The sequence below is a fragment of the Xanthobacter pseudotagetidis genome, assembly GCF_043194795.2.
Classification (GTDB): domain Bacteria; phylum Pseudomonadota; class Alphaproteobacteria; order Rhizobiales; family Xanthobacteraceae; genus Xanthobacter; species Xanthobacter tagetidis_A.
Map to the genome: position 1 here is coordinate 994,740 of NZ_CM195534.1, position 20,126 is coordinate 1,014,865.

The 20,126-nt window shown below is 64.3% G+C and carries 16 protein-coding genes; 5 read left to right on the forward strand and 11 right to left on the reverse strand.

The features are described 5' to 3' along the window. Window position 1: 1 nt before the first annotated feature. Window positions 2–4,186, forward strand: a complete 4,185-nt coding sequence (gene rpoC, locus V5F67_RS04565; RefSeq protein ID WP_394018756.1) for a DNA-directed RNA polymerase subunit beta' — start codon at window positions 2–4, stop codon at window positions 4,184–4,186. Between the two features lie 315 nt (window positions 4,187–4,501). Continuing rightward, on the forward strand, window positions 4,502–4,771 hold the full coding sequence (locus tag V5F67_RS04570; protein ID WP_394018754.1) for a hypothetical protein: 270 nt from the start codon (window positions 4,502–4,504) through the stop codon (window positions 4,769–4,771). A gap of 234 nt (window positions 4,772–5,005) precedes the next feature. Here the strand turns inward: V5F67_RS04570 and V5F67_RS04575 are convergent, their stop codons facing one another. Continuing rightward, the gene (locus V5F67_RS04575; RefSeq protein ID WP_394018752.1) at window positions 5,006–6,265 is read right to left on the reverse strand and encodes a glycoside hydrolase 5 family protein; all 1,260 of its coding nucleotides are present in this window, start codon (window positions 6,263–6,265) and stop codon (window positions 5,006–5,008) included. Between the two features lie 236 nt (window positions 6,266–6,501). On the opposite strand from V5F67_RS04575, the gene V5F67_RS04580 reads away from it, so the two are divergent. Then, window positions 6,502–7,872 (forward strand): NAD(P)H-dependent oxidoreductase, encoded by a 1,371-nt coding sequence (locus V5F67_RS04580; RefSeq protein WP_394018750.1) that lies wholly within the window; start codon window positions 6,502–6,504, stop codon window positions 7,870–7,872. Between the two features lie 76 nt (window positions 7,873–7,948). On the opposite strand, the gene V5F67_RS04585 is transcribed toward V5F67_RS04580, so the two are convergent. Continuing rightward, the gene (locus V5F67_RS04585) at window positions 7,949–8,698 is read right to left on the reverse strand and encodes an SDR family oxidoreductase (protein ID WP_394018748.1); all 750 of its coding nucleotides are present in this window, start codon (window positions 8,696–8,698) and stop codon (window positions 7,949–7,951) included. A 96-nt stretch (window positions 8,699–8,794) separates the two neighbouring features. Between V5F67_RS04585 and V5F67_RS04590 the strand changes: the two genes are divergently transcribed. Then, a complete protein-coding gene (locus tag V5F67_RS04590; RefSeq protein ID WP_394018746.1) occupies window positions 8,795–9,739 on the forward strand; it encodes an AraC family transcriptional regulator in 945 nt (314 codons plus the stop codon). A gap of 284 nt (window positions 9,740–10,023) precedes the next feature. Here the strand turns inward: V5F67_RS04590 and V5F67_RS04595 are convergent, their stop codons facing one another. The 9 genes from V5F67_RS04595 to V5F67_RS04635 form a co-directional block, all read right to left on the reverse strand. Continuing rightward, a complete protein-coding gene (locus tag V5F67_RS04595) occupies window positions 10,024–10,845 on the reverse strand; it encodes an Ea47 family protein (RefSeq protein WP_394018744.1) in 822 nt (273 codons plus the stop codon). 195 nt (window positions 10,846–11,040) lie between these two features. Beyond that, entirely contained in the window at window positions 11,041–12,180 is a 1,140-nt protein-coding gene (locus V5F67_RS04600) for a PIN-like domain-containing protein (protein ID WP_394018742.1), read from the reverse strand. A 2-nt stretch (window positions 12,181–12,182) separates the two neighbouring features. Further along, a complete protein-coding gene (locus V5F67_RS04605; RefSeq protein ID WP_394018740.1) occupies window positions 12,183–12,713 on the reverse strand; it encodes a hypothetical protein in 531 nt (176 codons plus the stop codon). After that, entirely contained in the window at window positions 12,710–14,386 is a 1,677-nt protein-coding gene (locus V5F67_RS04610) for a DEAD/DEAH box helicase family protein (RefSeq protein WP_394018738.1), read from the reverse strand. Before V5F67_RS04610 ends, V5F67_RS04605 begins: the two co-directional genes overlap by 4 nt. Continuing rightward, on the reverse strand, window positions 14,383–16,731 hold the full coding sequence (locus V5F67_RS04615) for an ATP-binding protein (RefSeq protein WP_394018736.1): 2,349 nt from the start codon (window positions 16,729–16,731) through the stop codon (window positions 14,383–14,385). Before V5F67_RS04615 ends, V5F67_RS04610 begins: the two co-directional genes overlap by 4 nt. Further along, window positions 16,728–17,288: a DNA mismatch endonuclease Vsr gene (locus tag V5F67_RS04620; RefSeq protein ID WP_509210611.1), complete on the reverse strand. Its 561-nt coding sequence runs from the start codon at window positions 17,286–17,288 to the stop codon at window positions 16,728–16,730. The genes V5F67_RS04615 and V5F67_RS04620 overlap by 4 nt, the downstream gene beginning before the upstream one ends. Further along, a complete protein-coding gene (locus tag V5F67_RS04625) occupies window positions 17,194–18,141 on the reverse strand; it encodes an Eco29kI family restriction endonuclease (RefSeq protein ID WP_394018732.1) in 948 nt (315 codons plus the stop codon). Before V5F67_RS04625 ends, V5F67_RS04620 begins: the two co-directional genes overlap by 95 nt. Before the next feature lie 85 nt (window positions 18,142–18,226). Then, on the reverse strand, window positions 18,227–19,396 hold the full coding sequence (locus V5F67_RS04630) for a DNA cytosine methyltransferase (protein WP_394018730.1): 1,170 nt from the start codon (window positions 19,394–19,396) through the stop codon (window positions 18,227–18,229). Further along, entirely contained in the window at window positions 19,383–19,613 is a 231-nt protein-coding gene (locus tag V5F67_RS04635) for a ribbon-helix-helix domain-containing protein (RefSeq protein WP_394018728.1), read from the reverse strand. Before V5F67_RS04635 ends, V5F67_RS04630 begins: the two co-directional genes overlap by 14 nt. A gap of 188 nt (window positions 19,614–19,801) precedes the next feature. Here V5F67_RS04635 and V5F67_RS04640 point away from each other — a divergent pair, with 188 nt between their 5' ends. Next, entirely contained in the window at window positions 19,802–20,083 is a 282-nt protein-coding gene (locus V5F67_RS04640) for a hypothetical protein (protein WP_394018726.1), read from the forward strand. Window positions 20,084–20,126: the final 43 nt, after the last annotated feature.

Consider the following 20,126-nt stretch of genomic DNA (forward strand, 5'->3'; position numbering starts at 1 on the left):
TATGAATCAGGAAGTCCTGAACGTCTTCAACCCGACCGTTCCGGCGCCGAGCTTCAACCAGATCCGCATCTCGATCGCCAGCCCGGAGAAGATCCAGTCCTGGTCCTACGGCGAGATCAAGAAGCCCGAGACCATCAACTACCGCACCTTCAAGCCCGAGCGCGACGGCCTGTTCTGCGCGCGCATCTTCGGGCCCATCAAGGACTACGAGTGCTTGTGCGGCAAGTACAAGCGCATGAAGTACAAGGGCATCATCTGCGAGAAGTGCGGCGTCGAGGTCACCCTCTCGCGCGTGCGCCGCGAGCGCATGGGCCATATCGAGCTCGCCGCCCCGGTGGCGCACATCTGGTTCCTGAAGTCGCTGCCCTCGCGCATCGGCCTGCTGCTCGACATGACGCTCAAGGACCTCGAGCGCATCCTTTACTTCGAGTATTTCGTGGTTCTTGAGCCGGGCCTGACCCCGCTCAAGTATCGCCAGCTCCTGTCCGAGGACGACTATCTGCGCGCCCAGGACGAGTACGGCGAGGACTCGTTCACCGCCATGATCGGCGCCGAGGCCATCCGCGAGCTGCTGCGCTCCATGGACCTCGACAAGATCGCCGCCGACCTGCGCGTGGAGATCGCCGAGGCCACCACCGAGCTGAAGCCCAAGAAGCTCGCCAAGCGCCTGAAGATCGTCGAGGCGTTCCAGCAGTCCGGCAACAAGCCGGAGTGGATGATCCTCACCCACATCCCGGTGATCCCGCCGGACCTGCGCCCGCTCGTTCCCCTGGACGGCGGCCGGTTCGCGACCTCGGACCTGAACGACCTCTACCGCCGCGTCATCAACCGCAACAACCGCCTCAAGCGGCTGATCGAGCTGCGCGCGCCGGACATCATCATCCGCAACGAGAAGCGCATGCTTCAGGAGGCGGTGGACGCGCTGTTCGACAACGGCCGCCGCGGCCGCGTCATCACCGGCGCCAACAAGCGGCCCCTCAAGTCGCTCGCCGACATGCTGAAGGGCAAGCAGGGCCGGTTCCGCCAGAACCTGCTCGGCAAGCGCGTGGACTATTCCGGCCGCTCGGTGATCGTGGTGGGCCCGGAGCTGAAGCTGCACCAGTGCGGCCTGCCCAAGAAGATGGCGCTGGAGCTGTTCAAGCCCTTCATCTATTCGCGCCTCGACGCCAAGGGCCACTCGGCCACCGTCAAGCAGGCGAAGAAGCTGGTGGAGAAGGAGCGTCCCGAGGTGTGGGACATCCTCGACGAGGTGATCCGCGAGCACCCGGTGATGCTGAACCGCGCGCCGACGCTCCACCGCCTCGGCATCCAGGCGTTCGAGCCGGTTCTGATCGAGGGCAAGGCGATCCAGCTGCACCCGCTGGTGTGCTCGGCCTTCAACGCCGACTTCGACGGCGACCAGATGGCCGTGCACGTCCCGCTCTCGCTGGAGGCCCAGCTTGAGGCGCGCGTGCTGATGATGTCCACCAACAACATCCTGCACCCGGCGAACGGCCAGCCGATCATCGTGCCGTCGCAGGACATCGTGCTCGGGCTCTATTACCTCTCCATCATGCGGGAGCACGAGCCCGGCGAGGGCATGATGTTCGCCACCATGAGCGAGATCGACCACGCGCTGAACGCCAAGTCGATCACGCTCGCCACCAAGATCCGCGGCCGCTACGTGGGTGTCGACGCGGACGGCAAGACCTACTCGAAGATCTACGAGACCACGCCCGGCCGCATGAAGATCGGCGAGCTTCTGCCGAAGCATCCGAAGGTTCCCTACGACGTCGTCAACAAGCTGATGACGAAGAAGGAAATCTCCAACATGATCGACACCGTCTACCGCCATTGCGGGCAGAAGGAATCGGTCATCTTCTGCGACCGCATCATGTCGCTCGGCTTCTACAACGCCTTCAAGGCGGGCATCTCCTTCGGCAAGGACGACATGGTCGTGCCGAAGAAGAAGTGGGACCTCGTGGAGGAGACCCGCGCGCTCACCAAGGAATACGAGCAGCAGTACAATGACGGCTTGATCACCCAGGGCGAGAAGTACAACAAGGTGGTCGACGCCTGGGGCAAGTGCACGGACCGCATCGCCGACGAGATGATGAAGGAAATCTCGGCGGTGAAGAAGGATCCGAAGACCGGCCGCGAGAAGCAGATCAACTCGATCTACATGATGAGCCACTCCGGCGCCCGTGGGTCGCCGGCGCAGATGAAGCAGCTCGCGGGCATGCGCGGGCTGATGGCGAAGCCGTCCGGCGAGATCATCGAGAGCCCGATCATCTCGAACTTCAAGGAAGGCCTGACCGTGATGGAGTACTTCAACTCCACCCACGGCGCCCGCAAGGGCCTCGCCGACACCGCTCTGAAGACCGCGAACTCGGGCTACCTCACCCGCCGTCTCGTGGACGTGGCGCAGGATTCGATCATCACCGAGCGTGATTGCGGCTCGCAGAACGGCATCGCCATGCGCGCCATCGTCGACGCCGGCCAGGTGGTGGCCTCGCTCGCCTCGCGCGTGCTCGGCCGCACCGCGGTCGACGACGTGGTGGAGCCGGCGACCGGCAACGTCATCGTGCCGAAGGGCACCATGATCGAGGAGCCGCACATCGAGCGCATCACCAAGAGCGGAATCCAGGAGATCCGGATCCGCTCGGTGCTGACCTGCGAGACCCGCAACGGCGTGTGCGGCACCTGCTACGGGCGCGACCTCGCCCGCGGCACGCCCGTGAACATGGGCGAGGCGGTGGGCGTCATCGCCGCCCAGTCCATCGGCGAGCCGGGCACCCAGCTCACCATGCGCACCTTCCACATCGGCGGCGCGGCGACCCTCGCCGACTCGTCGTTCGTGGAGAGCAACTTCGAGGGCACCATCAAGATCCGCAACCGCAACGTGGCGCGGAACTCGGATGGCGACCTCGTGGTGATGGCCCGCAACCTCGCGGTGGTGATCGTCGACCATGACGGCACCGAGCGGGCGGTGAACCGCATCCAGTACGGCGCCCGCCTCAAGGTGGACGAGGGCGACACCATCAAGCGCGGCCAGCGCATCGCCGAGTGGGACCCCTACACCCGTCCCATCCTCTCCGAGGTGGACGGAACGGTGGCCTTCGAGGACCTGGTGGAAGGCTCCTCGATGAACGAGCAGGTCGACGAATCGACCGGCATCGCCAAGCGCGTGGTGACGGATTCGCGCTCCGGCCGCGGTCCGGAGCTGCGCCCCGCCATCCTGATCAAGGGCAAGGACGGCAAGGTCATCAAGCTGCCGCGCGGCGGCGACGCCCGCTATGCGCTGCCGGTGGAGGCCATCATCTCCGCCGACCCGAACCAGCACATCAAGGCCGGCGACGCGGTGGCCCGCGTGCCCATGGAGAGCGCCAAGACCCGCGACATCACGGGCGGCCTGCCGCGCGTGGCGGAGCTGTTCGAGGCCCGGCGCCCGAAGGACGCGGCGATCATCGCCGAGATCTCGGGCACCATCCGCTTCGGCCGCGACTACAAGAACAAGCGCCGGCTCTCCATCGAGCCGACGGACGGCGGCGATCCGGTGGAGTACCTGATCCCGAAGGGCAAGCACATCCATCTCCAGGACGGTGACGTGGTGGAGAAGGGCGACTTCATCGTCGACGGCAACCCGGCGCCGCACGACATCCTGGCCATCAAGGGCGTGGAGGAGCTCGCGGCCTTCCTCGTCAACGAGATCCAGGAGGTCTACCGGCTCCAGGGCGTGAACATCAATGACAAGCACATTGAGGTGATCGTCCGGAACATGCTGCAGAAGATCGAGATCGACGACGCCGGCGAGACCGACTTCCTCGACGGCGAGCAGGTGGACCGCCTCGAGTTCATCGAGGCGAACGAGAAGGCGGCGGAAGAGGCCAAGAAGCCGGCGACCGGCCATCCGGTGCTGCTCGGCATCACCAAGGCCTCGCTGCAGACCCGCTCCTTCTTCTCCGCGGCCTCCTTCCAGGAGACCACCCGCGTGCTCACCGAGGCCGCCGTCAACGGCAAGGTGGACCCGCTGGAGGGCCTCAAGGAGAACGTCATCGTCGGCCGCCTGATCCCGGCCGGCACCGGCGCGCAGATGAACAAGCTGCGCTCCATCGCCAACAGCCGCGACGACCTCATCGTCGCCACCCGCGACGAGCAGACCGAGGGCCAGCCTTTGGTGGAGGGTCCGGCTCCCGCCGGGGAATGAGCTGAGCCTGAACGTCAGGACATGGAAAGGGCCGCCGCGAGGCGGCCCTTTTCGGTTCAAGGGCCGGCGCCGGGTGCCGCCGGAAACGTCATCTCCTGTGTTCACGATCTTGTGACGGTAAAGCGCGGGCCGGGCCGGCGCCGCGCGGCGGTATCGGGCTGAATGGTTTCTCGTTGCCATCCAGGTCGTTAGGTTTTGCGCGCCCATCGCCGGGCGTGGCGGTAGCGGAAAATTCAGCCGACAAATCTCTCCCGGCGCGTGCGCGCTGGAGTGGTGCTGCTAGACTTTGCCTCCAGAAAAAAGGAGCGGCACGCGATGCCGCTTCGGGAGGAGCAATTGGCCCACCATTTCAAGACACGGGCGCGGCCGGCGGCCCAGCCGGTCGATGTGCGCCGCGGGGGAGCCGAGGATCTGGGGAGCGCGGCCGCCGTGGTGGTCGCCTTCGGCTGTGGCATGTCCGGATTGCTCATGGGCCTGTGCCTTGCGGCCTCGCCCTGGCCCTTCCTGGCGTTCGGTTTTGGCGCCGTGCTCGCCGGCGGCGCCGTATGGTTCGCGCGGGACCTGATGGAGGCTCTGCGCGGCTGACGGGCGGTGTGTGCTCCGCGCCAGCCGGTCCCGGCCGGTGGGCCCAAGGCCAGGCCGATCGCCGCCAGCCGGTTCCCCGGGACGCCTCCCGCGCGCTCGCGACATCATAGGGACGATGGATGGTCGGTCAGGGCCGCCGTCGCGGGTCGCGGCGGCACCCGCCATCGCCCCGAAAGGAGCGGAGCGCCGTGTCGCCCGCATGAGGTCGTTGCCCCTACGAGGTCGCGGCCACGGCTACGGCCCTTGCCTGATCTCGAACGGCAGATTGGCCGTGGCTGCCGCGCCGCGTCCATCGCGCACATAAGCGAACACCCGGTAGCGCCCGGCCGGCAGGCCATGGATGCGCGCGCCGGTGGGCGTGCCGTCCATGAGCGCTTCCGGAAACGAGGGCGGCGCCGCCTCGGGATCGCCACCGACGCTCCGTGCCGTGGTCTCGGCCATCACCTGCCATTCCACCTTCAGCGGATCCCCGTCCGGATCGGTGGCCGCCAGAAGGGTGCGGAAATCCGTGCCGGCAGGTGCGCTGTCGGCACCGGCCAGGCGGAAGGAGAGAATCCGGGGGGCGCGGTTGCCCGCTCCTCCCGGCACCTTGCCGCCCCAGGCGCCGGCCATCGCTTCGACCGATTCGGTCCACTCTCCGGAGGGCGTCAGCAGGGAATACCAGGTCGGCGTCACCTCCTGCTTCTGGCCCCATAGGAAGGGCAGCGCTCCGGCGGCTGCGTGCTCCGTGGCGGCGAGGTAGCGGCGCAGCCGGTCCGCCTTCTGGGTGGAGGTGGGCTCAAACCGTGCCCCCCACGGCGTGCTCGGCGCTTGCCAATGGCCAAGCGCGCCCATCTCGGTGAGCAGGAGCGGGCCGCTCCAACCCTCCGCGCGGGCGCGCGCGGGCGCGGACATGGCGCCGTCGCCATAGGAGTTGATGCCGAGCACGTCGATGGCGGGCGCGAGGCGCTTCAGGTCGGCGATCTTGGTGCCGCCCAGCTCCGCCACCACGGCCAGGGTGGGATGCTGGCCGTCGAGCGTCTTCGCGAGCCGTGCGGCTTCGCCCACCGCCGCGAAGGCGGCGAGGGTGCTTTCGGGGTCCGCCTCCACCTCCACCTCGTTGCCGATGCCCCACATGAGGAGCGCCGGGTGGCTGCGATAGCGCTCCACCATGCGCCGCAGGGCGGCGAGCTGGTCGTCGACCGCCGCGCGGTTGGCGTAGTCGAATCCGAGCCGGGGATGCCCCATCCAGAAGCCGACGATCACCTTGAGGCCGATGCGCTGGGCGGCGTCGAGCGTCTCGCCGGGATCCTCGCCATAGGTGCGGATCACGTTCGCGCCCACGCCCTTGAGGTCGGCGAGCCGGACCGTGCCGCTTGCGCCCCGGGGCAGAAACGGGCGGCCGTCCACGAGGATGTCGCGCCCCTGCACGCTCACCTGGGACGCGGCGGCTGGAGCGGTCGCGAGCGCGGCGAGCAGGGGGAGGGCGGCGAAGCAGAGGCGCGAGGAATGCACGGCGAAGGACCTGGGCGAAGCTGCGGGTGGACGGCGCGGGCGGCGCATCGAGGATGCGTTGCACCATCGAGAGCGCAAGACAAGGGCAGCAACATGAACTTATGCTTGGCGCGCCCCCCGAGAAGCGGCGACGCGCGGCGCATCCACCGGGATGTGTCCGGCGGCCAGCCGGCAGGCCGGTCAACAGAACCCGAAGGGTCGTTGCACGGCCCGTCCGAGACAGGAGAGAACGCCCCATGAATCTCGCCCGCAAGCTCAAGGCGCGTGCCGCCGAAGGACGCCCGGTCCGGGTCGGACTGATCGGCGCCGGCAAGTTCGGCTCCATGTTCCTGTCGCAGGTGCGCACCACGCCGGGCATGCATCTTTATGGGATCGCTGATCTTTCCCGCGAGCGGGCGATCGCAGCGCTCGACGCCACCGGCTGGGACGCGGACGCGGCCGTCGCCCGCGACTTCGACGAGGCCCGCCGCACCGGGCGCACCGTCGTCACCGAGGACGCCGACGCCCTCATCGCCGCCGACGGGCTGGAGGTGATCGTCGACGCCACCGGCAGCCCCGCCGCCGGGCTCCACCACGCCTTGTCGGCCATCGAGCACGGCCGCCACGTGGTGATGGTGACGGTGGAGGCGGACGTGCTCGCGGGCCCGCTGGTGGCCGAGCGCGCGCGCCGGGCCGGCGTGGTCTATGCCGCCGCCTATGGCGACCAGCCGGCGCTGGTGTGCGACATGGTGGACTGGGCCGAGGCGTGCGGCTTCCGGGTGGTGGCGGCGGGCAAGGGCACGCGGCATCTGCCGGCGTTCCACGGCTCCACCCCGGAGACGGTGTGGGACAACCTCGCCATCCCGGTGGAGATGGCGCAGGCGGGCGGCATGAATCCGCAGATGTTCAACTCGTTCGTGGACGGCACCAAGTCGGCGATCGAGATGGCGGCGATCTCCAACATGACGGGCCTCAAGGCGCCGCGGGACGGCCTCCTGTTCCCGCCCTGCGGGGTCGACGACCTGCCGCGGGTCCTGCGCCCGCGCGCGGACGGGGGGATCCTCGAGGAGAAAGGCATGGTCGAGGTCGTCTCGTCCCTGGAGCTGGACGGCCGGCCGGTGTTCCGCGACCTGAGGTGGGGGGTCTATGTGGTGCTGGAGGCCGACCCGTCGGCGCGCGGCGACTATGCGCGGCGCTGCTTCAAGGAGTACGGCATGGTGACGGACAGTTCCGGCCATTACACCGCGCTGTACCGGCCCTATCACATGATCGGACTGGAGCTCGGAATCTCGGTCGCCGCGGCTGCCTTGCGCGGGGAAGCGACGGGTTCCGCCATCGGCTTCTTCTCCGATGTCGCCGCCACCGCCAAGCGCGACCTGCCCGCCGGCACCATGCTGGACGGGGAGGGCGGCTACACCGTCTATGGCCGCATCATGCGGGCGGAGGATTCGCTTGCCCGCGGCGCGCTGCCCATCGGCCTCGCCCACCATGTGCGGCTGAAGAGCGCCGTGAAGGCGGGGCAGCCGGTGTCGTGGGCGGATGTGGACATCGCCGACAGCGAGGCGGTGCGGCTCAGGCGCGAGATGGAGCGCATGTTCCGTCCGCAAAGCGAGCGCCTGAGCGCGTGAGGACGGGGGCGGGCTGCCGGAGCGGCTGCCCGCCGGCGGCCGCCGGCCAAGGCGCCCGCCTGTGCCGGCGCCCCCTTCATCGGGCGCGGGCGAGCGCGACCGCATCGGCGCCGGCGGGGAAGCGCAGCTGACCGGCGGTGTCGTGGACGGCGGCCCAGACGGCCTGCGCGACATCGCTTTCGCGCGTCGTCATCGCCGGCGCCGCGAAGGCCGCGAGGATCGGGCGGGCGAACGGCGCATAGTCGTCCGGCAACAGGTCCGCGACCGGCACGATGGCGTTGGCGCCGAACCGCGTGGTCGGGGCATAGCCCGGCTCGACCAGCTTCGCGGCCACGCCGAAATAGCCGAGCTCGTGGGCCAGCGAGCCGGTGAAGCCTTCGATCGCCTGCTTGGAGGCGGTGTAGGCTGCGGCGAGCGGGAATGCGCCAAGCGTCACGCTCGACGTGACATTGACGATCGTGCCCGACCGGCGCGCGCGCATCTGCGGGATGAACGCCCGGCACATGGCCATGACGCCGATGGTGTTGGTCTCGAACAGCTGGCGGATGAGGGCCGCCGGCATCGCCTCGAAAGCCCCGACGCCGCCGACGCCGGCATTGTTGACCAGCACGTCGACCGGTCCGGCCGCCTCGACCAGCGCCGCTATGCTGTCCTCGCTGGTGACGTCAAGCGGCAGCACCCGCAGGCGGTCCGCCGGGCCGTCGAAAACGGCCGCGCCGGGCCGTCGCATGGTTGCGACGACAGTCCAGCCGGCCTGCAGGAAATGCTCCGCGGTCGCCTTGCCGTAGCCCGACGACGTTCCGGTGATGAGGATGGTCTTGGTCATGGCCCGTCTCCTTCAGATCGATGAGGAGGAGATAGATCGCCACGTTCGGATGATATATAATTTGAACGCCAAAATTAATTATGTATCGTCTAGTTTATGGACCCGTTGAGCGACATTGTCAGCCTGCTTCGCCCGAGCGCGGCGGTCTCGAAGCCGATCTCCGGTCGTGGCCGGTGGGGCGTGCGGTACCAGGCCCATGACGCGCCGGGCTTCGCCATCGTCTTGAGCGGAACGGCCTGGCTCGGCCTTGCCGGAACAGCCCCGGTCCCGCTTCGGGAAGGGGATTTCATCCTCCTGCCCACCACGCCCGCTTTCTCTCTCGCCAGCCAACCGGGCACCGACTGCGAGCCGGCCGCACCGGCGAACGCGGCGGTGCGCCACGGCGACCAGGAGGGGGAGGCCGACTTCGTGGCCCTGGGCGGCAGTTTCTCGCTCGACCGGGTGAACGCGCCGCTCCTGCTCGAACTCCTGCCCGGGCTCATCCACGTTCCGGCGTCCCAAGGCCGGTCCACGCGCCTGGGACGGCTGGTCGATCTCTTGTCCGAGGAGTGCGGGGCCGACCAGCCGGGAAAGGACCTGATCGTCCAGCGCCTGCTGGAGGCGCTTCTGGTCGAGGCGTTGCGCTGGCGCGGGATCGGCGGGCAGGACGCCGCGGCCGGCCTGCTCCGCGGCATGCGGGACCCGGCGCTCGCCCGCGCGCTGCAGGTCATGCACGCCGACGTGCGGGCCAGCTGGACCGTCGCCGACCTCGCCGGCGCCGCGGGCATGTCCCGCTCGGGTTTCGCAGCTCGTTTTGGCGCGGTGCTGGGGTGCGCGCCGATGGAGTATCTGGCGCGCTGGCGCATGGCGCTGGCGAAGGCCGCCCTTGCGCGCGGGGGCAGGTCGCTCGATCGGATCGCCGATGACATCGGCTACGAGTCCGCGAGCGCCTTCAGCACCGCGTTCCGCAAGCGCCTTGGCTGCCCACCGGGCCAGTTCGCGCGCAACCAGGCTTCAGGCCGCGGCCATCCCGCCGCGACGCCACACCCGGAAATGGGTTGAGGTCACTCCCACTCGATTATCTCCTGCCACAGTAAACCACTGATTTTGCTACCAAAAATATTTTCCTCAGTACGCTATACCGTCAAGCACACCGTCAGAAAACGGCGCTTTTGAAAACATTGGATTTTTGAGGCCGTTCTCGGAAAAGCACCTTTCGTCATCTATCGCCAGACCGGGCAAAGCAGCCGCATCAATTTCCGTAACCCGTCCCACCGTTTCCCCGCCAGAGCGCAACAAGGATCGTTCTACGCCTACACGCTATGCCGTCATCACGCCTCCAAGGATCAAGCGTCGTCCAAGGTTTGGCGTTCAATACGCGTCGCGACGGCCCTAAGAAAAATCGTGCGCATGTCGCCGCCGTCAGGATTCCTTGGATCGATGAGCGCGGCCATATCGTCGACCAGATCGCCTCCTCGTGAGTCCGGGAACGCCAACCGCTCATCCCCGCACCTGAATTCGCCGGCGGCCATGCGAATTAGGGTCGCCCGGTCGAGCGGCTCAAGCTCGCGCTTCAGGTAGTGCAGCTTCACATCCGGCCCGAAGCCGGGCACATCGCTGTATCCGGCAGGCATACCGATCGCCCGCTCCGCGTCCTCCATGGTGTATCCGAGGTGCGCCATCCCCTCGATGGTGAAAGCAGCCATGGGGCAGGAGTCGAACGGAAAAGTGTCCGCGCAATCGGCAACCACGCCCGCAACCTTACGAAGTTGCTCGGCGCAGCAGCTACCGATGTCCCTACCCTGTAGCGCCTCCGGCACGTGCTCCGAGCCATGAACAAATCGGTAGGTCCAGCCTCCACCGAGAAGGGCCCCACCCACATAGGAGACGGGACCTGCCTTCTGGGAAAGGTTTCGTAGTTTCAGGAAAAATCCCATCGCCTTGTCGGCTGACATTTCGGCGCGGCGCTGCTCATACCACTCGGAGAAGCCCCGAACGTCCGAAAAGGAGGACTGCAGGAGGAAGGTTACGCTGCGGCAGGCCGACAAGAAAGCATTGAGTTCGAACTGAAAGACGATCCCGTCAGCCCGCGTCAGACGCGCTAAAAAGTGCTCGGCCTCGAGGAGCTTCTCAAGCGGATGACGCAGTGTGGTGAAGGTGTGCGCCATCCTCAACCTCCTATAGGCCCATTAGCCATAAGGCCCTTGGAGGGAGCGTGATCCTCACTGGGCTCCCAGCCAATGAGGGGCCGCGCACAATGGATGCATAACGATTTCTGCCGTTGATCGACGAATTCCTCGACCCTCTCCATAGCGCCTCCTATCGACGACTATTGGGACCAGCCGGCACGAGCAAGACCCGGCTCATGGCGAGCCTTCCGTGCTTGCCGAGACTTCGGCTCGATCAATCGGGGAAGATGGGGCCTCTTCATGCCTCCGTTGGTGGGACTCCAATTCTGCGCTCAGCTCGTTCAGGCGCGTTCTGAGGGCGGACCGATCAACAGGAGCGATTGGCATCGACGCGCCTGGCGCGCCGGACAAAACAGTGACGATTTGATCTCGTTCATCCTCAAGCTCTCGGACTTTCGCCTGCGTCTCGATCGCTTCCGCCACCTCATTCTGCTTCCTGCGAGCACGTTCGTCTTCCTGCAAACTCTTCTCAACCTGACCGACACCCGCCTGGATCTCTGGGAAGCGCTCCGCCGCAAACCTTAGAAATTGACCGAACTCGTAGATGTGGAAGTCCTGATCCGAACCGGCTTGAAATTCCTCGATCAGCTCAGGCCGAGGGCCCAGCTTTCGACCCTTATGAATCCACCACCAGTCTTCTTTGGCGTCGTCTGAAATGAAAATGATCGGCCGCTTGTCAGCCTTCGCCTTGCCGATCATGTCCTTCCAAATAATCAGATCACCGTACTTATCGAACTCGCCCGCATCCTTTTTCGCGTCCTTGTATCCAGGCGGGATCTTCTTCGCATAGCGATCCTCCCCCTCTTTCTTAAGTGCGGCGAGCTGTTCGGGCTTCCATTTATCACCAATTCGGCCATCCAAGAGTTGCGTCAGGCGCGTGACGGCCGCCGCGATGTCCTCGGTCGGATGTGAAGCTTGCGAGGCAGCCATTCGCGCGCGAAAATCCGCCGAGAACATATCCAAGGCGGCCAATTCCTTAGGTACGCTTATCGTGGGATGAGCGCGAAGTTGCCTCAGCCGCTCGCGCGCCTTCTCGATCGTTGCTTCCTGATCTTTGATCAAGACGTCGTAAGCATCCTGCGCGCCAAGCTCAACATCCAAGCGATTACGATGAAACTCCAAACCAACCTGATATGGAATCCACAGAGATTCTTTTAACGCGTCAAACAACCGCAAAAGTTCTTCGCGAACCGCGGCGGGGTGACGGAGGCAGTGCAGCAAAACATTCGCGTCAGGGACAAAAATGGCGTTGTCCCACAACGCTGAGGCCTCGACCGACGACTTTGGATACCAGCCCGGATACTTATCTCTCATGATCACTCCAACCAGGCCAGTTTTTCGATGCCAAGTCTCTGCGCGGCCTCTCTAACAAGGTTGCGGGATCGTTCGGCCTCGGTCTTCCCGCTCTCGAGTAGGACGACGCCAAATGACGAAAACGAACTTTGCGCGCGACCGCGCTCAAAGACCGCCATAAGGACGGACTTCCAATCGCGACTTCGCCCCCAGCCGATGACGCGACCGTCCTCGGTCCTCCGTCCATGTGGCTTGATATAGACGTGAACGACGCGATCGGCGGCCGTAAGTCCAAGTAAGCGCCAGACTTCGCCTTCATTTAAGGATAGACGCGCCCTCACATAGGGCTTCACCAGCGAGTCCTTGATATAGACGCGCACCTTCCGGGCATCCATCACATGCGCAAGTTGTCCGCCGATCGAGGCATCCCGTGTCCAAAGCTCGTAGTAGCGCGCCCGCTCGACGTCCTGGAGCGACATCCAGCCAAGGTCATCACACTGCTGCCAGAGCTTGTCCCTCAGATTGTCACGTAAAGCCGTCGAAATGGACGTCATTGAATTCCGCCCCTGGTATGAGGCGCCGGAAAATCGAAGGCAGGCAATTCGAGTGTCGGATCACCTTCACGAGTGAACAGATCGGCTTGGTCCTTCATCCAATCGAGCATGAATGAACCGGCGCCCTCGTCACGGAACTGTATGACGCCTGGAAGACGCAGCCGCTCGACGTCTCCTCGGACTGCCTTCTCAAGCTCGACAACTTCCGCGAGGCGACGCAGGTCGCTAACGAAATCGAGAACGACGACTTTCTTCTTCCTTGGGCTGATGCGCAGACCTCGACCTAACTGCTGCACAAAGATCCGACGGCTGTGCGTGACGCGCATGAAGACGATCATGTCAACGTCCGGTACGTCGACGCCTTCGTTGAACAGGTCGCGAGTTGTGACAATGTCGAGCGAGCCCTTTCGAAAGGCCGCCATTGTCCGATCACGTTCCCGAGGAGTCATGTCGCCGGTGATCGGCTCAGCGCGAAAACCAAACAGCCTCAGCATGGCCGCGAAGCTTTTGGCGTGGGTCACAGAGGAACAGAATATTATCGCGGAGCGTCGGACCTCCTTGTCGAAAGTGTCCCGGATCGCGCGCGCCGCCTCCTCATCACGCGTTGGCAGTAGCAAGAGCTTATTGAGCTGCGTGATCGAATAGCTGTTCCGCGAGTGTGATCGCACAAACGACCAATCGATGTTGTCAGCGAGAAGCCGGTAATCCGCCTCGCAGAGAAATCCCCGCCTTAGACCCTCGGCGATACCGATCCGAACTACGGGTGGACCCAGCAAGTGGTCGATATCATAGCCGTCGCCCCGCCAGGGCGTCGCTGTAACACCGCCGATCATCGCCTCCGCCATCTTATCCGTCACACGGCGGAAGGTGTCGGAGCCGACATGGTGCGCCTCGTCGATCATCACGACCCCGAAGTCGGGTAAGTCATCGAGCCGAGATACAGCGCTTTGAACGGTCGCGAACGTAATCCCATTCCACTCGCTCGGAAACTCGCCACCGATCAGGCGGTGCGTCGGAACCCATTTTGGAAGCTGGTCCCAAAAAGCCCTCTGCAGTTGATCGACCAGTTCCCTCGTGCCGGCGAGCACCAATGCCCGCCCCCCGGGGATCGCCTCATCGCGAAAGAGCTGAGCAATGCTCTCCGCCAAGACGACCGTCTTTCCAAGTCCGGTCGCGAGAACGACCTGTCCGCGACCCGTTTCGCGTAGAGACCCGACAAACCGATCGACGGCCTCGAGCTGATAATCGCGAAGGTCGCGTCTGCTGGGCGGATATTCTGGGCTGCGCCGCGCCATCTCCAGCAAGGTTGCCGGCTCAAGAATACCGATCTCGATGCCTAACGCAGCCCAACGGCGAACCGACGCCTGCATCGCCGGCCCAGCGCGACGGCTTGTGGCGACATAGAGTCGATCAGCCTGGTAATAGCGCGCCGCTTCCCCGACCTGATCCACAGCCGCCGGGGACGGATAGCCGCCGGTTGTGAACTTGCACTGGATCACCCACAACTCGGAGTTCTTGACCCCAAGGACGTCGGCACCGGCATCCCCAGAACCACCAATGAGCCTGACATCCTCAAAACCGTTGCATACCAACAGCCGAGCAACATCCCGCTCGAAGGCCTGCCATGGCCCCTTTAGCAGTCGCTGGGTATGGAGGAAGGGCTCTGCTGTCACACCGCGACATCCGGCCTGAGGAGTCGGAGCGAACATGTCGCTCGAATCACGGTGTCGCGTGAGGCGCGCGCCAAGTCCGCTGGTGTTTGATCAGCGAGCCAAATGGCGTCACCGAGGTACGCGTCATAGCGCGCGACGGTCGCCGCCTTCGCATCGTTCGTCACCTCAGGGGCCCCGAAGTCAAGGACGGCGTATGCGTCCTCCCAGTATTTTCCATCGAGAAAGAGCTCGGGATGCCGTATGAATAATCGGCGTACCGTACCGCCGTCCGCATAGTCCCAAAATCGGCCGTCGAGGATGAGGGCTCGTGGATCAGCGACGCCGCGGCCGGCCATCCGGCGAGCAATGCCCTCCTTTTCGCGGTCGGTCAGTTCCTCATACATGGCCTCGGCGGATTGACCGTCTATAAGACCAGCCACAGAACGGCAGATATCGCTCAGAATATTACCCGCGAGGGCGATAATTTCCTGTTCGTCCAGGCGGGTGTCGCCACAATACTCAGCCCGAAAATCCGCGAGGACACTCGCCGGCGTCGCATCCTGGCTATGCCCGCGAAGAAACTCGATCGTGCGATAAGTCAGATCGACCAGCAGAGCGTCGAGGGGAGTCATGGTCGAGGATCGGAAAACGTCGTGCGCCGTATCGACGAGATAAGAATAGGTGCGTGTAGCGACGTTATCTAAGCGGACGGCCCACGGCTGACCCGCCGGCAATTGCGGGTCAGTCGGATCGACGGAGAAAGCCTCGACATCGAACTCGGCGCGATAGGTCGGATGAATGTACTTCCGGGTAAGCTCGAATATCGGCCGCCGCACGGGGGGCGGCTCGGGCGCCGGAAGTGATGCCGTAGGAGGCTGCTCGCCGCTGGGCGGCACGCCGCCGTCGCCACTGACTGGATCTTCCGGATTGGCATCGCCCCCAATAAAGCCCGGGGGGATCCCCGCTCCGTCGCCGGCGCCGGGCGTGTCGCCGAGAATCTTCGCATCCTGCTCCTCGACGAGCTGCCACCAACGTTCGTCGGTCAGATAGTCGGCGTCGGCACTGGCGAACAGGCCAGCCATCTGCTGCGCGCGATCGTTGTCCTGGACGACCATGATCCGGGACCACAGACCATTTTTGCCTTGAGGGCTGGTGCGGCGGAAAGCCTGGAATAACTTGTACAGCGGGCTTTGGTTGCCGTCGAAACCTTTCTGGCGCGCGGTGTTGGGCCGCAACGGGCCCTCGCCGCGGACGACCCGTACCATCTCATTCCAGGCCGGATCGTCACGCTCGAAGCGGTTTTTCGTGTAACTAACCTGGCAATGGTCGAGGTGGATTTCTCCCACGAAGCGACCTCGGCTTCGCGGATCATCGATCGGATACTCGACTTCCTGAGTCTCTCCATCGCTCCAGATGAAAAGGTCCTTGCTCCCAATCTCGATTTTTCGGCCGTTTCGGATGAAGTCGATACCGAAATCGGTCTTGTCCAAATATCGTTGGATGCCGACCCAGCCTTTGACTCTTCTCGGAGTCTCTACGATGGCGCAGTGCGCGCTCCCGGTAGGGCAGTGCTCCTGATCGCTTGTCAGCGTGCGCATGCAGTGCTCGCAGTATCGCCGAGGGGCGAGAGCGACATCGAACTGCTCCACCGCGCTAACCATGGTGCCATCGGGCAGCTCGATCGACCGGCTCGCATCCCAGACACAGGGTCGGAGCGGCGTGACCCTCGCGCCGCCCAACGTCAGGCGGATCGCTCCAGCTTCCGAATTGGACAAAAGCGCCGAGTAGGTCTTGGCTAAGTGTTTCTTGATGGTGGTGCGGTTGTTCGCTCGCGCCAGATAGGCGCGTTGCTCCGGCTTAAGCCGCGTCACGACGATTTCCGTGCCATGATCCTCGTGGTTCGACTTGGGTCTCGTCTGACGAGGTACCTTGTAATTCCCCGAGGCCCGGAGCTCCTCCAAGTCAATACGAACGCCAACCTGCTCCGGGTCGCCCCGCCGGCTTGTCCAGACCTCGGTTACGATACCAAGACGAGCGGTAGCGATGTTAAAGCCCATGCCAAAAAGGCCGAGCTTTGACAGTGGATCGTTGCCCGACCAGCCCGCTCTAAGGGCGTTCTCCAACGTCTCCAGGGACATTCCCGGGCCATTGTCCTTAACGGACACGCGCGCGGCCTCGGTATCAGCGGTTGGGATGCTGACCGCGATCTCCGGTTGGGCAATCGGCGCGCCGGCCCTAGCGGCGTCAATGAAACCATCTATAGAATTGTCGATGAGCTCGGCCAAGCATCGCCATTGCTCGAGATTGATCTCGCCTAGCATCTGCAGCACGCGCGGCGCCGGCGTGAGGTCGAGTTCTTGAGTCATTTCCCCACCTTTGGCTTTGCCCCGACTCTCGACCGGGATCTATTCTCCGCGTCGCGCAGCGGATTTGACGTCTGGAGGCCGGTAATTAGTCGCTGTAGTTGGTCCGGTTTGGTCTCGCATTCCCAAACCTCGACAACCGTCCAACCATCCGCTTCCAGCGCGGATCGGTTCTTTTCGTCTCGCAACCTGTTGCCCTCAAGTTTCGGGCGCCAGAAATCGAGCTTCGACTTCGGCATTCTCGCAAGCTTACAGCTCGGATCCGGGTGCTGGTGCCAAAAACACCCATGCACGAACAAGGCTACCTTCCGACTCCGGAAAACAAGGTCGGGCTTTCCGGGCAAATCCTTCGCGTGCAGACGATATCGCAGTCCGGCCGAGTGAAGCGCATGACGCACGCGCATCTCCGGCTTAGTGTCACGTCCCCGGATGCGGGACATTTGCGCGCTTCTAGCGGCGTCCGTCTCATTCGTCGTCGACACCGCCAGCCTCATCGGGTTCGGGCCCCGCAACACTCTCACCCACAGGCGGAACAACGGGATCGGCTGCCACCGGGTCATCCTGCCGGAAGCCGGCCAACATCTCCTCCAGTAGCGCGGCGTGGTCCAGTCGAGCTGGCACTCTGTCCAGCGTCGCGCCGATGCGGTGTGCGATCTCGTCAGGCGTCAATGAATCCGCAAGCCGCTCGTCCAAAGCCCAGAGGCGCCCCGGATGCACAACGTCCCACGGCGAGCGCTTATTTGCTCGCGTCGTCGCGGCGTCACCATGCTTGCTCATTCCCCAGCAGGCCTTTGTCTCGGAGTTCCAGATTGGCCAGAACGTCCGGATGAGATGCTTCTCGGCGACGAGTTGGGCGTTTGTCGCGCATACAAGGCGGCGGCAAACAAAGTCCGCCAATCTTATGGGTGACAGATGGGAGGGGAGCTTGGCGCCATAGGCTTCCGCCGTACCTATAGTTCCCGCATGCTCCAGCAAACGTGCCGTAAGCTTCGCGCCCTGCTCCCGCGTTGTACTGGCATCATCTTTGGCGGGGTCGGCTTTACCAACATAGATCGGTGTCTCGGATCCGGAGATACCGCTATAGAGCGGGTGATCGCCACGATAGTAGATCGCGTAGACACCAGAACCGTATGCTGGTCGGACATCGGTCAATGCTATCAGGGGCTGCGCGATCAGCGCGATCGACACCATCCGACCAATCGCCTTTGGATCGGCTGGATCGAAGGTCGCGCGAGGCATCCGCACTGGATCGGTGGAAGAGCGCGCGGCTTCAACCGCGTCGGCATGCGTGGCCAAGCCTTCCCGAATCCGTCGGACAACCGCCTGAGGAGGATTACTACCAGCAGCCGCGAGCACCGCCGCGAGCGCGTCCTCAAGTGCCTTAATCGCGGCTCGATCCGGTGCCAACGCCATCCACTAAACCCCCTCGGTAGCCGAAACGAGGTCTAACCGCCGCGACTCGCCCTCCGGCTGAAATAAAAGACAAAACTACGCCGCACTACGCCGCGCGACGCGCCGGGGCCAAACCGCCGATGGCATTTCCACCGCCGAGCTTAGCCGCCAGCCAGCCACCCGCCGCGGCTCCAAGAGGAGCCGGCACGGCGTTACCTAGCTGGCGCATGCTCTCGGTCCACGACCGAGGAAATTCGTACTCATCCGGCAAGCCGACCAGACGCGCGGCTTCCCGTGTGGTGAAGTAGCGAACCGATCCGTCGTCGCGAACCATCATATTCTCGCCGCCAGGAACACCGTGATCGCCAGCCTTCAAGGCTTTCGCGGGGAGATCCAGCGGACTACCGGTGTGGCCCGGATACACTCGCGCGCCAACTTGAAGGACGTGGTTATGTTTCCCGTTCGGCTCGCCGAGACCCTTCAACGCGTCTCGGACGGTGACCCACGGAGCGCCAGACGGCGCGACACCAGCCTGCTTCAAGCGCTCGACCCGTGCGCGATCCTGCTGAAGGATGGGAGCCCGCCCCTTCTTCAGACCATGTCGCGTCCAATATTCACCCGTGACGTATTGCTCCCATAGAAGTCGGTCGCGGCTGTGGGTCGGGGTCATGTGGCTCGGCAGAACATCGAGATCGCTTCTGATGCCGAAAATCAAAACGCGATGCCTAATCTGGGCCGCGCCAAAGTCGGCGGCGTTCACAAGTTGCCAAACAACCTGGAATTCCTTTCGGCCCTTCGACGCCACCAACCGCGCGCGATGCGCCGCGTGCGACTCACCCGGCCTCCGGATCAGCCCAGGTCGCTCTAGATGCGAAATAATCCATTCAAGGTAAGGGCGGAAACGGGGACCCGCGAGATTCCTGACATTCTCGAAGAGAAACGACCGAGGCATCGCCTCACGCACCGCTCGGATGGCTTCGGGCCACATGTCACGGTGATCGTCCTGACCCTGCTTCTTACCGCCAATTCCGAACGGCTGGCATGGGGGGCCACCTGAGACCAAATCGAGCGAGGTCAGCTTCTTCCAGTCAATTTCCCGCACGTCTTGAAGACCCATCGGCCAATCGCGAACGTGCTCGACGCCCTTGGTCTTGTTATGCAGGACCGTCGCGACGGCATCCCGATCGAACTCCGCCATGTGCTGGTGGCGAAAGCCCGCTCGCGACATTCCGAGCGCCAGCCCCCCACAGCCGGCGAAGAGTTCAGCGCTTTGCATCTTCGCCCCCTTTTAGATCCAGCGGCAGCATCGGCCCGCCTGCGGATTCTTCCAAAAATCTCTCGACTGCGCGTCGGACCAGCCAGGCAACTTTCACGCCCTGCGCTTTCGCAAGGCGATCAAGCTCCGCCTTCTGCGTCCGCGTCAGCGTTGTAGTTACACGCTCAGCATCCCGACCGTCTTTGCCCAAACCGGCCTCCGCGGCAATCCGCGGCATTCCGCGGCGCTGCCACTCTGAAGCCGAATCACTAATTTTTCAACCACAAACCACTCTTACCCACTGCGGGGTACGCCGCCTCAGGCTGGCGTATGCCCGTCGCATCGCAATCGCGCGTCCAAGCTATAACAAAATGATAAGAACAAATAAAGAACAAATACTGGGATCTTCGGTTGTAGATCACCCCCATGATCGCCGTGCCGTATTCTCATGCGCAGGACCCCGGAATATCGATCATTCAAGCTGCGATCAGGATCGCGGTCGTCAAACCTAAGGTTGCTCACATCCTGATCCGGTCTTTGCGCCCCGGCCTCCGCGCCGCTCTGGCCGGGGGAGCTTGGGGGCTCTGCCCCCTGGCGCGGCGCAAGGGACCGCTGGCGCTCGACCGGGACGGTATCCCCAGCCTTCCGCGCGGACGCGTGTTTCTCACTCTCGCCAATAGCTTCGATCCGCTTGTGCAGGCCGGGTGATCCCCCTCCGTCCCGGTCGCCCTTGCACCTTGCACCCCCCGGT

What these genes read in the sequence shown, in the direction of transcription:
- rpoC (WP_394018756.1), top strand. Translation starts at nt 2, where the DNA reads ATGAATCAGGAAGTCCTGAACGTCTTCAACCCGACCGTTCCGGCGCCG.
- V5F67_RS04570 (WP_394018754.1), top strand. Translation starts at nt 4,502, where the DNA reads ATGCCGCTTCGGGAGGAGCAATTGGCCCACCATTTCAAGACACGGGCG.
- V5F67_RS04580 (WP_394018750.1), top strand. Translation starts at nt 6,502, where the DNA reads ATGAATCTCGCCCGCAAGCTCAAGGCGCGTGCCGCCGAAGGACGCCCG.
- V5F67_RS04585 (WP_394018748.1), bottom strand. Translation starts at nt 8,698, where the DNA reads ATGACCAAGACCATCCTCATCACCGGAACGTCGTCGGGCTACGGCAAG.
- V5F67_RS04590 (WP_394018746.1), top strand. Translation starts at nt 8,795, where the DNA reads ATGGACCCGTTGAGCGACATTGTCAGCCTGCTTCGCCCGAGCGCGGCG.
- V5F67_RS04595 (WP_394018744.1), bottom strand. Translation starts at nt 10,845, where the DNA reads ATGGCGCACACCTTCACCACACTGCGTCATCCGCTTGAGAAGCTCCTC.
- V5F67_RS04600 (WP_394018742.1), bottom strand. Translation starts at nt 12,180, where the DNA reads ATGAGAGATAAGTATCCGGGCTGGTATCCAAAGTCGTCGGTCGAGGCC.
- V5F67_RS04605 (WP_394018740.1), bottom strand. Translation starts at nt 12,713, where the DNA reads ATGACGTCCATTTCGACGGCTTTACGTGACAATCTGAGGGACAAGCTC.
- V5F67_RS04615 (WP_394018736.1), bottom strand. Translation starts at nt 16,731, where the DNA reads ATGACTCAAGAACTCGACCTCACGCCGGCGCCGCGCGTGCTGCAGATG.
- V5F67_RS04620 (WP_509210611.1), bottom strand. Translation starts at nt 17,288, where the DNA reads ATGACCCGGTGGCAGCCGATCCCGTTGTTCCGCCTGTGGGTGAGAGTG.
- V5F67_RS04625 (WP_394018732.1), bottom strand. Translation starts at nt 18,141, where the DNA reads ATGGCGTTGGCACCGGATCGAGCCGCGATTAAGGCACTTGAGGACGCG.
- V5F67_RS04630 (WP_394018730.1), bottom strand. Translation starts at nt 19,396, where the DNA reads ATGCAAAGCGCTGAACTCTTCGCCGGCTGTGGGGGGCTGGCGCTCGGA.
- V5F67_RS04635 (WP_394018728.1), bottom strand. Translation starts at nt 19,613, where the DNA reads ATGCCGCGGATTGCCGCGGAGGCCGGTTTGGGCAAAGACGGTCGGGAT.
- V5F67_RS04640 (WP_394018726.1), top strand. Translation starts at nt 19,802, where the DNA reads ATGATCGCCGTGCCGTATTCTCATGCGCAGGACCCCGGAATATCGATC.